The organism is Candidatus Soleaferrea massiliensis AP7, assembly GCF_000820765.1.
Lineage (GTDB): Bacteria > Bacillota > Clostridia > Oscillospirales > Ruminococcaceae > Soleaferrea > Soleaferrea massiliensis.
The window spans coordinates 1-15,161 of the sequence record NZ_CCYH01000021.1 but is presented as its reverse complement, the minus strand read 5'-3'; the positions used below and the strand labels follow the sequence as shown (position 1 = coordinate 15,161).

Genomic DNA, 15,161 nt, shown 5'->3' with positions numbered 1-15,161 from the left:
TCATCAATCAGCTTATGACTTTCCAAGCTCTTTGCCCAGGGCGTTATACACCGTCAGCGCATCCAGAATATGCGGCGGATACGGCCAGGTGGAACCCTGTGCGCCAACCGTTACGAGAAGATAATCCTCCCCCTGCACCTTTGCGGCGCTCGCGAGACACAGTCCAGCCTCGCTGGTGTACCCGGTCTTTCCGCCAAGCAGTTCCCCTCCGGTCACCTCCGCGGGATAACCCACATATCCAAACACATTGCTCCAGATCATCAGGCCCTCCGGATGCTGGTCGGTCGTCCCGGAAAGGTACTGGCTGCTCGTGAAGATCTCCCGGAAGGTTTCGTTCTGCATCGCATACTGCAGCAGGACGGCAAGGTCCCGCACGGAGGAAACATGCTTCTCATCATGCAGTCCTGTTGTGTTTACAAAATGTGTCTTGTCCATGCCAAGCTCGGCGGCCTTCTGGTTCATCATATCGGCAAAGGCGCTCTCTGAACCGGCTATCTTTTCTGCCAGACCAATGCAGCATTCCGCACCGGACGGCAGCAGCACGCCGTACAGCAGATCTATGGCCTTCACGGTTTCATTGGGCTGGAAGCCCGCCATGGAGGCATTTTCATCGTACAGCCTGTAAAACATCGATTCCGGCAGTGTGACCGTCTGGTCCAGGTCCCCCAGCTTCTCAATCGCCAGGATGCAGGTCATCACCTTGGTCAGCGACGCCGGATAGACAGCCTGGTCCGCATTTTTATGAGCTAAAACAGCCCCGTCCTCTTCCCGTACCAGAATAGCTGCCGGGCTGTAGATGGTGGGAAAGCTGAAGGACGGCACCGGCCGTTCCTTCTTTTCCGGCACATGCACGGTCAGTTGACGCGGCCCTGCCGTCAGGAGCGCCGGCTCTACAGCCGTTTCCTGCTCGGGAGATCCCATATGCAGCCCCATACTGAACGCCAGAACCGCCCCCAATATGGCCGTGCATCCCAATGCCGCCGATATGACGGTTCGGCGCACCGTTTTCCTTCGAATCCTGTTTCCCCTTTTTCTCAACCCGATTCCCCCGTTTTTAGTCTTCTTCCTCTGCTTTGCTATCCCGTTCTGTGCCGCTTTCTTGGCGCAAGCCCGGCAAGACAATCATTCATGCCTGTCAAATTCGCTCATTCCGGCCTATCCGCCGGTTCCCCGTCTGCAGGGTATTCCTTCACAAGTGCTTACGATCTGTGCGTCGCATTCATCTTTTCACACATGGCAGATAGAATCCTTGCCTGATGTGCACGCAGAAATCAAATCCGCTTGACCCACATCGCATCAACTTAAAGCTATCATTAAGGATACCACAACGGATGGTATTTGGTCAATGGTTTTTCCCGGGAAAAACGGCGGCTGCTTCCTGATACCTGCTGCAGTCTGTCTCCCTTATCCAACAACCTGCATATCCATATTTTAAAGATATCGTTTACCGAAGTCCACAGCCGTCTCCTGCCTATCAACCTGCATACTGGCATTCCATAGGCATCTTTTTTCAGATATCCGAAGGGGTCTGTCTGCTCCTATCGTCAGCCTGCTGCTAACATTCTAAGCGCATCCATTTTCTGTTGTCCGCGGCGGTCTTTTTCCACCCGATGCCCGCTCCCGCCTGCATATCCGGCTGATTCCGTCACAGAAATTTTCATGTCCCATAGAATGGAATGGGATACTTTCCTATTTGTATTCCATGTTTTTCCAAAGGAGATGAAAAGCTGTGCATACCAATGAAATATGCGCTTCTTATGAACCCTGCGCCGCCTGCCAGCCGGTGTGCTCTCCGCCGTTTTGTTTCTGCAAGATCGACGCCGAAACCCGCTGTGGAATAGCCGGCGCTGTATTCGAACTGCAGGGCAATGCATATAGATGGTCCGCAACCTCAGACCCATGCGGCGTTGTGCGCTTTCCGGCGCTGCGTCCCGGTACCTATCAGCTGACTGAGACAGCGCCGCCGCCCGGATATACAGGCATCGAGACGGTGTTCACCGTGACCGTGGACTGCTGCGGATGCCTGTTTGTCGATGGAAGGCCCGTCTGCAGATTTTCGATACCGAACACCCCAACGAGTCCCGGCGGCACGCTGCGCGGCGTCAAATTCAGCACCGTTGACGGCCGGCGCCTGTCGGGCGCCGTATTTGAGCTGCGGAACGCTTCCGGCGTCGTTGCAACCGCCGTATCCTCAGAGGACGGCCGTTTCTCGATCGGCCCGCTTTCCCCAGGCCGCTATACGCTGGTGGAAACCCAGCCGCCCTCGGGCTTCCTTCCGGTCGCATCAAGCCATCTGGTTGAGGTCGCCGAGGACGGCACCGTCACGGTCGATGGGTTTGTGTTCGACGAAGTCGCCATCGGCAACACGCCGCGGACCGCCGAGGTACTCTTCCAAAAGCGGGACGCCGCGACCGGCCTTCCGCTGTCCGGCGTGCGGTTTGAGCTGGTCGCAGGCAGCACGGCGTATGCCTCCGCCGTATCCGATGAAAACGGCATCGTGAACTTCGGCCCGATTGTGGCTGGAACCTATCGCATCCGGGAACTCAGCGCACCGGCGGGCTATCTGCCTCTTTCCCGGGAGCTGACGGCCGTGGTTGCGCCGGACGGTTCGGTCACCATCGACGGCATTCCGGCAGAGCAGTACGTTTTGGACAATACCCCGCTTCCCGACCTCACCCTGAACAAGGACGACGGGGAGGGCCGGCCGCTGTCCGGTGCGCGATACCGGCTGTCCGGCCCTTCCGGCTCCACGGAGCTTGCAACTGATGACAGCGGTACGCTGACCTTTGCGTCCCTCTCCCCCGGCGTCTACACCCTCACAGAAATTTCTCCCCCGAATGGGTTCGAACCGGATCCGACGGTCCGCCGCATCACGGTACGCGAGGATGGCGTCATTGAAATCGACGGACAGATCACCTCCACACTGCGGGTATCCGACCGGCGCATCCTGTACGATGTGCGGTTCATCAAGCGCGACGCGCTCTCCGGCAATCCATTGGCCGGTGCGGTGTTTGAACTGTTCACAACGGCGGGCCCGATCGGCACGGCTGTTTCCGACAATGAAGGCGCCGTGGATTTCGGCGCTGTCGCTCCCGGAAGCTACCTGCTGCGCGAGCTGACCCCGCCCAGCGGTTATGATCCGGACCCGACGACTTACGAGGTCGTTGTGTCGGCGGATGGATCTGTCACCATCGGCGGCACCCCGGCCGCGGATTTCACGGCGCAAAACCTGCTCTCACAGTATGAAGTCTCGTTCACCAAGCGCAGCACCGAAGACCGCACACCGGTCGCGGGCGCGCAGTTCGAACTTTCGCAGGGCTCCATGCTGATCGCGTCCGGAACATCCGACAGTGCCGGCCGGATTGATCTCGGACGCGTGGCGCCCGGCAGCTACACGCTGCGGGAAACGGCCGCCGCGCCTGGATTCCTTCCCTACTCCGTTGTTCACACCGTCGAAGTGTCCGCGGACGGCCGCGTCACCATCGACGGCGCCGCGGCGGAAACCTTCGTAGCGGGCAACACGCCGTATCCGGATTTCGCGGTCTACAAGGTGAACGAAAACGGCCTTCCGCTTGCCGGCGCGCGGTTCGAGCTGCGTTCAGGCAGCGGCGTCTATCAGGCCGTCTCGGATACATCCGGCTACGCCCGGTTCCCGTCTCTCGCGCCCGGCGCCTACACCCTGACCGAGCTGTCCCCGCCGCCCGGCTATCAGCCGAACGGCACGGTTTACACGCTCACGGTGGGTGAGGACGGCAGCATCTATGTGGATGGAAGCTTAACTGATATGCTGACCGTGACCAATTTTCCGACCCTCTTTGACGCAGCGTTCTCCAAGCGGGACTTCGTAACCGGAACCCCGGTGACCGGCGCGCAGTTTGAACTGCGTTCAGACAGCGGCGCCTACCAGGCCGTCTCGGATACCTTCGGCTACGTCCGCTTCGGCGGACTGTTTCCCGGCTTCTATACCCTGACCGAAACGTCGCCGGCTCCCGGATATCTGCCGCATACCGACATCCACAACGTGTATGTCGACGAGCTTGGCAACGTGACCATTGACGGTCTGGCCGCCGAGGATTTTGTGATCGGCAACCGTATACTGCCTTCCTTCACCGTGCACAAAACCGATCCCGCCGGTGTCCCGACTGCGGGCGCTCAGTTCACACTGTACCGCGGCGGGACGCCGGTACAGGTCCTTGAAACCGGCGTCGACGGCAACGCGCTCTTTGATCAGCTCGAGCCGGGCGTCTATACGCTCATGGAAACCGCGCCGCCGCCCGGATTCGATCCGAATCCCACGGTGTACACCGTCACAGTCGGCCCGGACGGCAGCATCACGATCGACGGCACAGCGGCCGATATCCTGCAGGTAACCAACACGCCTTCTCTGTATGCGCTCTCCTTCCTGAAAATCAACGCGGACAGCGGCGCGACGCTTGCCGGCGCGCGCTTCGCATTGTACCAGAACGGCAGCGAAATCGCATCCGCCTTTTCCGACGCGAACGGCTTCGTCGATTTCGGCAGCCTTCCGGCCGGAGCCTACACACTGCGCGAGACACAGCCGCCGGAAGGCTTCTCCGCCGACACCGCCGACCGGACCGTGCTGATCGGAACCGACGGCAGCGTCACGATCGACGGCATCCCTTCGTCGCAGTACCGGGCAGAAAACCTTGTGTCGGCGACGCTGACCGCCTTCAAATATGCTCTGGGAGCGCCGCTTCCAGGCGCGGTCTACGAGCTGACCCTCGGCGGGGTCCCCATCGCGACCCAAACGGCCGATCAGGACGGCAGGATGGTCTTCACCGGCCTTCGCCCGGGGGACTACCAGCTTCGGGAGGTCTCTGTGCCGGCCGGCTATATGCCGGTCACCCCGGTGACCAACGTCACGGTTCTTGACGACGGAAGCATTGCGGAAAACGGCGTTCCTGTCGCCGCGGTAAATCTGGAGAACCGTCCGGTCAATGACGTGCTGCGGTTTGTCAAGCTGAATGGCGCGGGCCAGCCGCTCGCTTCCGCCGAATTCACACTGTATGACGGCACCACGGCTGTCCGCCAGGCCGTCTCGGACGCAAACGGCGTGGTGGACTTCGGCGCCGGTCTTGCTCCGGGAACCTACACGCTGCGCGAGACCCGGGCACCGGACGGCTTTGCAGAGAACGGGCAGATCTATCAGGTTGTGGTCGATATCTACGGGGACATCACCATCGATTCGGCCGCGCCGGACCGCTTTTCTGTGCAGAACAAGCCGCTCTTCGCCCTTTCGATCCGCAAATATGACCGGGATAACCTGAGACCGCTGGAAGGCGCCGTCTATCAGGTGCGCCGGCAGGATGGAACGGTCGTCGGGGAATATACAACCAATATCGACGGTCTCATCGAACTTCCCGATCTGGAACCGGGCGAATACACTGTCACCGAAATCCAGCCGCCTCCCGGATACCGTCCCGATCCCACCATCTGGCCGGTCACGGTAACAGCAGGCACGCCGGCGGTTCTTTCGCTGCTGAATGAACGCCTGGGCTATTCCTTCTACTTCAGGAAGATCGACCGGGATACCGGAATCGGTCTGCCCGACGCCTGGTTTGAACTCATAGGACCGTCCATCTACACGGCAGTCTCCGATGGAGGCGGATTTGTGCGGTTTGACGACGTCCTCCCCGGCTACTACCAGATGGATGAAATCATCGCGCCGCCGGGATATCTGGCGGAAACCTACCGGTATGACGTCGAGGTTCTGGAGGGCGGGCAGGTGCTGATCAACGGCCAGCCGTCCGAGATCTTTGAAGCGCGCAACTTCCGATATCCCTCGTTCCGTGTGCTGAAGGTCGATCAAAACGGCCAGCCGCTGCCCGATGCTCAGTTCCAGCTGTTGGAGAACGGACAGATTATACAGGTTCAGTGGACCGGTCCCGACGGGCTGGTTCAGTTTGAGGATGTCCCCCCCGGCTTCTACAGGCTGGTCGAGTCGGTGCCGCCGGCCGGATACCGTCCCGATCCGACAGAATATGAGGTCTATGTCGACGAGCTGGGACACGTGTACTTTAACGGCATCGAGCAGGATCCGTTCATCGTCGTCGACTACCCGGAGACCCTGACCATCACTGGACAGAAGCGCTGGGTGGATCGGAATCCGGATCACCGTCCGTCGCAGGTGCGGATCGTCCTGTATCAGAACGGTGTGGAATATGCGTCGATTTTGTTGGATCCGCGCACGCAGACCGACTTCGAATTCACCGACCTGCCGATATATGATGAAAACGGCGTGCCGTATGACTATACGGTCGACGAGGTGAGTTCCTATCCCGGTTATGAGAAGACCGTTGAGGGCACCATCATCACCAATACCCTGCGGTATTACGTCCTGACTGTTTACTATGAGGATGAATTCGGCAACATCCTCGGACAGAACCGCTATCTTGTTCCGGCCTTCTCCAGCTTTACGGTCTACGCGCCGGCCCTCGCCGGATATCATGTGGTCTCCGCGCCCGAATTCACAGTAGATTCCATGACCTCGGATATGACGCACACCTTCTACTACGCGCGCAACATCAGCACGCTGCAGGCAGGCAGAGTCTGGAACGAAGCCTTCTACTGGCCGCCGCAGTCGGACAGCTGATCCGAAAGCGGCAACGCTTCTTTTTCACGCGGAACATCCGCCTGTGAAGCATCTTTTAGGCGGACCGGATCAAATCCTGTTTAAAAAGACCGGTTCTGCGCTGTGGAACAGCTCCCGGCCGAAGTGTCTCTCATAAACGGCAGTACCAAAACAGGCCTGAAACCGCACGGGATATCCCCGCCGGTTTCAGGCCTGGCTGATATTTGTCAATATTCTGTTCTATTACCGGCGGATGATTGGAGTCTGTTCTTTAAACCGCCTCTGCGCTCCAGCTTCCAATGCCGCATCCATGAATGGTACGTCCCCGACGCAGCCTTTTCATAGAGAAACCGGTCAGCCAATTTTATCTGCATCACAGGCTGCATCCGGACTCTCATGATCCGTGTACTCCCTGGAAAGCTGCCAAAAGGCGCTTCGTACATGCAGAAAGCTTTCCAGCATCTGCGGGGAAAACGCACCGCACTCGCCGTTCATAATCATCGAGAAGGCCTTCTCTTCTGGAAGCGCTTCCCGATACACCCTGTCCACGGTCAGCGCGTCATAGCAGTCCGCGATACCGACAATCTGTGCGCACAGAGGAATCTCATCCCCCCTGAGCCCATCCGGGTAACCGCAGCCGTCCCATCGTTCATGATGATGCCGGCAGATGCGATAGGCATACTCCAGATATTCCCGGTCACCGACACGGTTCAGCGTCGCCAGCATCTCGCAACCCCTGCTGGCATGGGTCTTCATAATTTCAAATTCTTCACGGGTGAGCGGTCCCGGCTTGTTGAGGATCGAATCCGGTATGGCAATCTTTCCGATATCATGCATGGAGGAAGCGCTGGATATAATCTCAATCAGGCGTTTGTCATAGCCCAGAGACGGGTTGCGCTCTGCGATATCCTCCAAAAGCACCTTGGTAAACAGGCGGATACGCTGGATGTGCTGTCCTGTTTCCAAGCTGCGGTACTCGATGATCGAAGAGAGCGCATCCACCATCACGGTGTTGGACTCCCGCAGCTTCGCCGCCTGCTCGTCAATCAGCTCCTGCTGATGCAGCCTGTGGAGATTGAGCTCCACGACATTCTGAACCCGGCGTTTGACGACGTGGGGTTCAAACGGTTTCATGATGATGTCCGATGCGCCGAGGTCAAAGGCCTTCACCTCATTCTCCGCAGTGTCCTCGGCCGTGATCACTATGACCGGACATTCTGTCAGGTAATGCTCGGTGCCAAGCGTCTCCAGCACTTGATACCCATCCTTGACGGGCATGACCAGATCCAGCAGCACCACCGCAATGCGGTCATGCTGCCGCTGGATCAATTCCAGCGCCTGTTCCCCGTTTTCCGCTTCCAGCAGCCGGTATTCCCGTTCAAACAGCATGCGGAGAATGGCGCGGTTCATGGCCACATCATCCACCAATAAAACTGTATCCCTTCTATTCACATCGGATTCCTCCTGTTTTTGTCTGATCTTTCATCTTCCGCGGGACCGTGATGATCTCTGAGAGGCTTTTCACTGTCACTTGCCTATGTTCCGGCATGATCAAGCATCCCTGAACATGGTGCCGTTTTTCATCGACAGCCAGGAAGATGAAAGATGGCGCGGCATTCCAAAAACCAAACAGGCGCAGCCTTTCTGACGCCGTTCCATACTTTTCCGCACCGCCCAAAGACAGATTTAAAAACAGCGGCATCCCGCCGATTGGGAAGCCGCTACAACGCTCAAAGCATCTGGAAAATTCATACCACTTTTAAGCCGGACGTTTAGAATATGAAGCGACCTCATATCTCTGTCCGGCAGTCCCTGTCTCATGTAGAAGACTTTTATCCATGATAACATTTTTTCAGGAAGAAAGCAACCGTATCTTTTGAACTTCATGCCCTATGCAACCGGATCTGCAAACGAATTTTTACAGCCGGCAGGTTTTTGGTGCCAACCTGCCAGACATATGCTGTACATGTTATATTTTTATCAGCATGCAGTTAACGGTGCTGACCATAAAATTGGCGGGAAGCTGTGCGCATTGGCGGATGGCGAAAGCGGCGGTTTCACTCGGCGCCTCCAGTCAAGCCGGATATCTGTTAAAATCGGATATACCTGTATCCTGCGTGAAACGCCAAACAACGATAGAATGTGGATGCTTTCCAAAAACACACCTGCCGGACAGCCGATGCGTCCGGCAGATGTGTCTTGATTGTCATGCCAAATACAAATTGGTTATCCGTACCGCTGCGGTCACCGCGGTACCCACACCGATCACAACACGGTCCTGCGATATTTCAAGTACGTCGTAAGTGTTTTCATAGACAAAGCCTGCCAGACCGTCCCCTTCATAGGTCCCTGCTCCCGGTTTCACTTTTACCCGGCTGCCAACCTGAATCGCCTTTTCCGCTGTGTCGGCGTTTCCGGCACGCTCTTTCCCCGGTGTGATATAGACGTCAAACCCGTCTGTTTTGAGTTTTTCTGCCATCGCTTCAGCATTCTTCTTCTCCGTGTACGCGCCAACCTGCACCTTGTACAGCCCGTCAGATACCACGGTATAGGTGCTGTAGCCCTTTTTCTGGAGCTTCTCCTCCAGCCGTCCGGCATTCTCCTGATTGGAAAACGCCCCTGTCTGTACACGATAAGGCTGTCCGGACGATGTTTCGTCTGTTTTTTCCCCCTTCACCCTGCTGATGATTTCATGAAATGGATATCCAGAACCCGGACAGTGCGGTTTTGCCACCGGGGCGATCTCGGAATGCCCCACAATATGGCTGCGGTCCGCAGGGATATCTGTGCCATAGATGCGCTTTACCTCACTGCGAATGTATGCGATCAGCTCTGCCGCTGCTGTAAGCTGCGCGTCGGTCAGTGCGCCATAAGTCTGGCTGTATATGCCCTCATGTTCAATGCCAACGGTATAGTAATTTGCATTGGTTCTGCGGTCCCGCACAGTTTTCAGTGTGGACTTGCCATAGTAAACGCCCGATGAGGCGTCGGCAGATGTGCCGTTGCACCACGCAGCGTCGGTCAGCGGAACCAGCTGCGTGACCTCGCCTTTTCTCGATATGCAGTAATGGGCCGATACCTGAGAGACCGGATTGCACATCCAGCTGACCGCGCCCGCATAGCTGCCCTCGGTGATATGACAGACAATCATATCGGGGTTCCATCCATCCCGTCCATTGAATTTATTGGAGGTGGGTTTCTGCACAATCTTCATTAAAATTTCTCCTTTCCGTCAATCCGCATCTCCCGGCCGGTCACCTCCGTTCAGCACCGATATGGCTTTGGCGATCACGGCCGGAATGGGAATTCCCATCAAACCGGCGTTCTCAATGATACTGATACATTCATTTGCAACAAAGGCGATGATGACTCCGTCCCGGACAATGCTGGTTCCCATGATCAGGTCAAGCCTGGCGCCAACCAACACGACCAGAAGCATCATTCCTTTGCGGCAGAGCCCCTTCCACCCGGCTCCCGATTTCAGTGTCCCGTCTGCGGTTTTATCCGACCGGTGAAAGATACCCGCCACAATCAGCCCGGACAGATAATCCATCCCCATCACGATGAGCAGCGTGGTGAGCGACGCGCTCCATCCGCCGAAAAGATTTGACAGGAAGCCACCGAGGATTCCCAGAGCTGTCAGAATGGCTGTTTTTATTCCCGCTGTATCCATATACTTCTCATCCTCTTTCATGATTGTTTTAGCAGCTTCGATACATACCGAAATTGCGCACCTCCCTTGCGGATATTCATGGAAATCCATCCACACCTATCCGTTCAGATTTTCACAGAATCAACCGATGGCCTTATTCTAACAGATGACCATGTCCCCTCAGTAACCCATTTGCGGATTCCTGTCAGACTGCAGGCGATGGATTGTCATGATCTCTGCCAACCTGTATCTATGGACCTGCAAAAGAACAATTTCATTATCTTTTTTCTTTTACTTATAGATATTGACTATTTTTAAATTTCCATGTAGAATAACAATGTTCTTGATTAAATTATATCCGCTCGCTCGGGTCAGTGGTGCCCCGGCGGGCTGTTTTTTTATATGCCATTCATACGCTGGCAGCCCATCCCGATGCTGCCGGAAAAGATATCATTTATGAAAGCTTTCATGTCACCGTTTCCTCTGTCATATCGGCAGCGCGCTCAGCCCGTATATGAGATGCGTTACCATTCACGCATTCTTGTCAGCAATGGATGCATTCCGATTTGAATATACGATTCTCTTCCTATAAAAATTACTGTGCTTTTGACAAAGACAGTGCAAAAAAGTTGTCATCCTGCGACGGATATGGGATAATGGACATAATCAGCAAAAGGGTGCCGCACTTTAACTTCCATAAAATAGTTTTACATGCAAAAGAAGTGTGTTTCCACACACCTGCGGCGGACTGTTGGGCTTATCGTTCAAAGAACAGCCTTTTGTGAACCCATCCTGTCAGTGTATGATTCCCCAGAAAGCGTGAGGGAAACAGCGCCAAACTGCCGTTGAATCAGCTGCCCGTAAAATGTGAGCATCCTTTCTGCAATCCGCAGAAAAAACAGGCTATATGAAGCTGACCCTGCTTCAAACAGTCTTTTCACTTATCAAAATATTGGAGGTTTATTATGAATCAGAATCGTATTTTAGAAACGCCAAGAACATATTTGAGGAATATTTGCCAGGATGATTTTGATGAAATTGCCGCCATCCTGGGAAACATCGAAGTCATGTATGCTTGGGAACACGCTTTTACTGATGAGGAAATCTATGATTGGATAAAGGAAAACAGGCTGCGCTACAGCAGAGATGGTTACAGCTACTGGGCGGTGGTTTTAAAAGACACGGGCAGGATCATTGGCGTTTCCGGCATTTTCAAGGAAGATGCGGACGGCCAGGAGTATATTGGCATTGGATATATCTTTCACAAAGCTTTTTGGCATCAGGGTTTTGCGTTTGAGTGTGCCGCGGCTTGTAAAAACTATGCTTTTCATATGCTGCACATCCCTTTTCTCACCGCGCAAATCCGACCGGACAACCCATCTTCTATCAGGATTGCCGAAAGGCTTGGCATGTCCGCTGTGAAACGCTTCGTTCGTACCTGCAGAGGTAAGCCTGTCTCCCATATCCTGTACCGATGCCAAAACAATTCTTTACACGACTGACCTTTACAGCGGTTCTCCGGCCCTGTATGCCGGCATTGTTTCTCACAAGCAAAACTCTTTTTACCAAACCTTTACAGACCTCCTTCTGTCGTTTTACCAAGCCAGCCTGTCACCTTTACGTTAGAACTGTTATACTGGATACAGCACCAAGGGAGTGCAAGCAATCGATGAAAACGATAGATTTAGGAGGATTCTCATGAAAAAAGTTATCGCTTCTTTATTATCCCTGGCACTGGTAACGGGCGGCGCCATGACCTGCCTGGCCGCAGATACAAGCTATGACCAGGACAGCACGGAAAACATCGGCAGCACCATCAACTGCAGCATTGTCAACGATCCGACCTACACCGTCACGATTCCTTCCTCCATCTCCATGGATAAGAACGGGACTGACGTCTCGGTTTCCGCATCCGATGTCAGCGATCTGAACGGCCAGAAAATCTCCGTCACCATTGCAGGAACCGATTACTACCGCAACCAGATGGTTCTGGTTGATCCCGATACCCGTAAAACTGTCCGTTACCAGGTCATCACACCGGCCGGCGAGACGCTTGAGACCACAGGTGATAAGGATCAGATGAACGGCAAGGAGATCGTTTCCTTCACCGCAGACGGTACGCAAAGCTATCATATCCAGCCGGTCATGGCTTTTAATGTCGTCCCGGGCAGTTATACCGGTACGCTGACCTACGGCATCGAGCTGGCCGACGCTGAATAAATTTTACTGCCTCATGCTTTTTCAAATCTTTTCTTTCCCACTCTACGTGCGATTTTTAATTATATCTCGTTAAATAAGGGACATTTCAAAAAAGAAGTGTCCCTTATCCTTTTGAAAGATACAAGCAAGTGATACGGTTTGTCCTGTACATTTTACCTGAATATTGAGATTTATTTCGAGTCAGACTGCAATACCAAACAAAAAATTTCATAGAAAAAAACGGTATCGTCCGGCCGGACGATACCGTTTTTTGCGTTGCTGCAGGATATGGCAGAGATTATCAGCCTTTACAGGTCGATGTACTGTCCTGCGACATAGCCAACCAGGCCGTCGCTGTCGATCACATACCATCCGTTCCATTCTCCCCAGACCGTCACCGTCTGGCCGTTCGCGAGACGGCCGACAATCGGCGCGCCGGTATTCGGGCGGCTTCGGACATTCAGGTTGGCTCCCCGAACATTCACAACGCCGATCTGCGGGGCCTGCGGCTGGATGAACGGGATATCAAAATATTCCGTCAGCGACATCACAACGTTTTCAGCAATCGGCTGGATGTTGTTTATAATCCAGTTTGCGTCATCGACGTTGTCGTGGTAAGCAAACTCGATCAGCACACCGGGCGCCCGCGTCCGGATGACCTCTCCAAGATAGTCGGTCGGCCGCGCCTGCACACGGTCCGGCAGCGGATAGATGGTTCGCAGGTTATCTGCGATGATCTCCGCCGCGCGGCGGCTGCGCCAGTTGCTCGGATTGTAGTAAACGTCGGTACCGCGAATCCTGCCGGACAGCGATTCCGGCGCCGCGTTGGAATGAAGCGCCAGATGCAGGTCATAATTGCCCGCATTGGACGCCTGGATCGAGGAAGCAGCCGTCATCTGCGGCGTATTGCGCACATACTGTATGCCGTTTGAACGCAGATACGGGATCATGGCATCGGCGATCAGGTTCATGTAATACTCCTCTGAATTGCCGGTGACATACTGATTCCACTCCTGTGTGGAGGGGCTTAAGTAGATTGTTGGCATAAAAAAAATCCTTTCGGTTTCGGGTTTTTATTTTCATTATATGCATTCGATTCCGAAAGTGTATGCAGGTGCATCCGCGTGGACAAAAAGGTGTGCCCTCTGCGGTCAAATTTTCTTCATTTCAGATGAAATATCAGTTTTGCTGCCGCTGTCTTCCGTTCCCCCTTCCCACCGAACCCTGTGCTTTTTCTCAACCGCCGGATCACTTGAACGCACAAGCTGAAATGCGCCGTGAAGCGAACGCTTCACGGCGCATTTATTATTCCGCTAATTTCTAGCCGTGCAAAATATGCAGCTTGATCTGAACCAGATCGAAGATGTTGACCTTGCCGTCCTTTTCGTAATCCGCCGCCTTGGCAACCAGCTCAGATGCAGCCGTGTCTCTGCCCAGAATCATCGATTTGATCTGGAGCAGGTCGATGACGCCGACCCTGCCGTCCGAGTTGACGTCGCCCATGACAAGCATTTTCGCTTCCTCTACAACGCTGCCACCCTGCAGAAGCTGCACGGTGCAGTCCGTTCCGAGATAGTCGCCCTCCGGAAGCTCGCTGCCCTGTGCATCCAACGCGCGCAGCGTGGCACTGCCAAGATCCGCAAGCATGGATTGGAGACCGTTCAACGTCATCTCCTCGGTGCTTCCGCTGATCACGCCATCCTCGATGACCAGGTCCGGCGTGTTCGAGGTCAGAACCGGGGTTTCCATATAGACATTTGTCTCGCCGATACTCCACCAGTTGCCCGGCGCGCTTCCGGTCTGGATGATCCGCACATAGCGGGCGATCTGTTTTTCCGGGATGCTGATGACCGTCGAAGCCGGAGACGGCACGCCGCTGCCGGTTGCCACCGGTTCGGACCAGTCTATGCCGTCGTTGGACACGACCACCTTGTAGCCGCGCATGTAGTCGCCTGCGTTCCCACAGTAGACGTCGATCTTGTTAAATGCGATCCTTGCGCCGAAGTCGATTTGATACCATTCGGTTCCGTCGCCGGACTGGCCCTGATTGGAGGTCCAGCGGCTGTTCATGTTTCCGTCCAGCGTTGCGGCCGGGGCATCGCTGAGTCCCGATGCGCTCGGCGGCATCTGGAAAGCGCTTGCGGTCCAGTTGTCGCGCGGAAGCTTGGAGAGAGTCGGGTCGGTCCTTCCGGCGACCGGTTCGCTCATCTCAGAAACCTTGCCGCTCTTGTCGAACGCTTCGGCCGTATAGGTGTAGGTTCTGCCGTTGACCGCGGTTCCGTCGGTGTAGGCGTTGATGTCGGAGGTGCCGATCTTCACGCCGTCACGGTAAACGTTGTAGCCCGCTACGCCGATGTCGTCATGAGAGGCGTCCCAGTTCACCAGGATCTGGGAGTTGTAGCCCTGCGTATACAGGAATTCCGGTACGGTCGGCGCTTCGCCGTCCACCATCTCATGGTTGAACAGGTCGAACTCATGCACGCACCACCAGTTGCCGGATGCCGTTCCGGTCTGCTCGATCTTGATGTATCTCGCGTTCTGCGGGCCCATGCTCATCGTGGTCATGCCCTGTCTGCCGTTTCCGGAGGCGACCGCCGAACCCCAGCCCGCGGCGGCCGGATTGTTCCAGACCGACGGGTCGTTCGAGACATAGACGCGGTAGCCGCGGATATAGTCGGCGTTCGGGGTATAGGATGCCAGCGTGTTGAAGTTTACCTC

At 55.3% G+C, this 15,161-nt stretch carries 9 protein-coding genes; 3 read left to right on the top strand and 6 right to left on the bottom strand.

The window, feature by feature from the left end:
- Positions 1-12: 12 nt before the first annotated feature.
- Positions 13-1,038: a D-alanyl-D-alanine carboxypeptidase family protein gene (locus BN348_RS04390; RefSeq protein ID WP_242844306.1), complete on the bottom strand. Its 1,026-nt coding sequence runs from the start codon at positions 1,036-1,038 to the stop codon at positions 13-15.
- 691 nt (positions 1,039-1,729) lie between these two features.
- Here BN348_RS04390 and BN348_RS04385 point away from each other — a divergent pair.
- Entirely contained in the window at positions 1,730-6,613 is a 4,884-nt protein-coding gene (locus tag BN348_RS04385) for a SpaA isopeptide-forming pilin-related protein (RefSeq protein WP_040196489.1), read from the top strand.
- A 333-nt stretch (positions 6,614-6,946) separates the two neighbouring features.
- On the opposite strand, the gene BN348_RS04380 is transcribed toward BN348_RS04385, so the two are convergent.
- From BN348_RS04380 to BN348_RS04370, 3 genes are all read right to left on the bottom strand, one after another.
- Complete coding sequence (locus tag BN348_RS04380) at positions 6,947-8,044, bottom strand: HD domain-containing phosphohydrolase (protein ID WP_082020785.1); 1,098 nt, start codon at positions 8,042-8,044, stop codon at positions 6,947-6,949.
- A gap of 754 nt (positions 8,045-8,798) precedes the next feature.
- Complete coding sequence (locus tag BN348_RS14210) at positions 8,799-9,806, bottom strand: N-acetylmuramoyl-L-alanine amidase (protein WP_052446704.1); 1,008 nt, start codon at positions 9,804-9,806, stop codon at positions 8,799-8,801.
- Positions 9,807-9,824: 18 nt separating this feature from the next.
- Positions 9,825-10,265, bottom strand: a complete 441-nt coding sequence (locus BN348_RS04370) for a phage holin family protein (RefSeq protein ID WP_242844305.1) — start codon at positions 10,263-10,265, stop codon at positions 9,825-9,827.
- Positions 10,266-11,209: 944 nt separating this feature from the next.
- On the opposite strand from BN348_RS04370, the gene BN348_RS04365 reads away from it, so the two are divergent.
- Together BN348_RS04365 and BN348_RS04360 are read left to right on the top strand one after the other, a co-directional pair.
- The gene (locus BN348_RS04365) at positions 11,210-11,746 is read left to right on the top strand and encodes a GNAT family N-acetyltransferase (RefSeq protein ID WP_040196488.1); all 537 of its coding nucleotides are present in this window, start codon (positions 11,210-11,212) and stop codon (positions 11,744-11,746) included.
- Between the two features lie 196 nt (positions 11,747-11,942).
- Positions 11,943-12,464, top strand: coding sequence for a hypothetical protein (locus BN348_RS04360; RefSeq protein WP_040196486.1), 522 nt, complete (start codon positions 11,943-11,945; stop codon positions 12,462-12,464).
- A 287-nt stretch (positions 12,465-12,751) separates the two neighbouring features.
- Here the strand turns inward: BN348_RS04360 and BN348_RS04355 are convergent, their stop codons facing one another.
- Together BN348_RS04355 and BN348_RS04350 are read right to left on the bottom strand one after the other, a co-directional pair.
- Complete coding sequence (locus BN348_RS04355) at positions 12,752-13,489, bottom strand: N-acetylmuramoyl-L-alanine amidase (protein ID WP_040196485.1); 738 nt, start codon at positions 13,487-13,489, stop codon at positions 12,752-12,754.
- 274 nt (positions 13,490-13,763) lie between these two features.
- The coding region (locus BN348_RS04350; protein ID WP_040196484.1) for a discoidin domain-containing protein at positions 13,764-15,161 on the bottom strand (1,398 nt) is incomplete at its 5' end.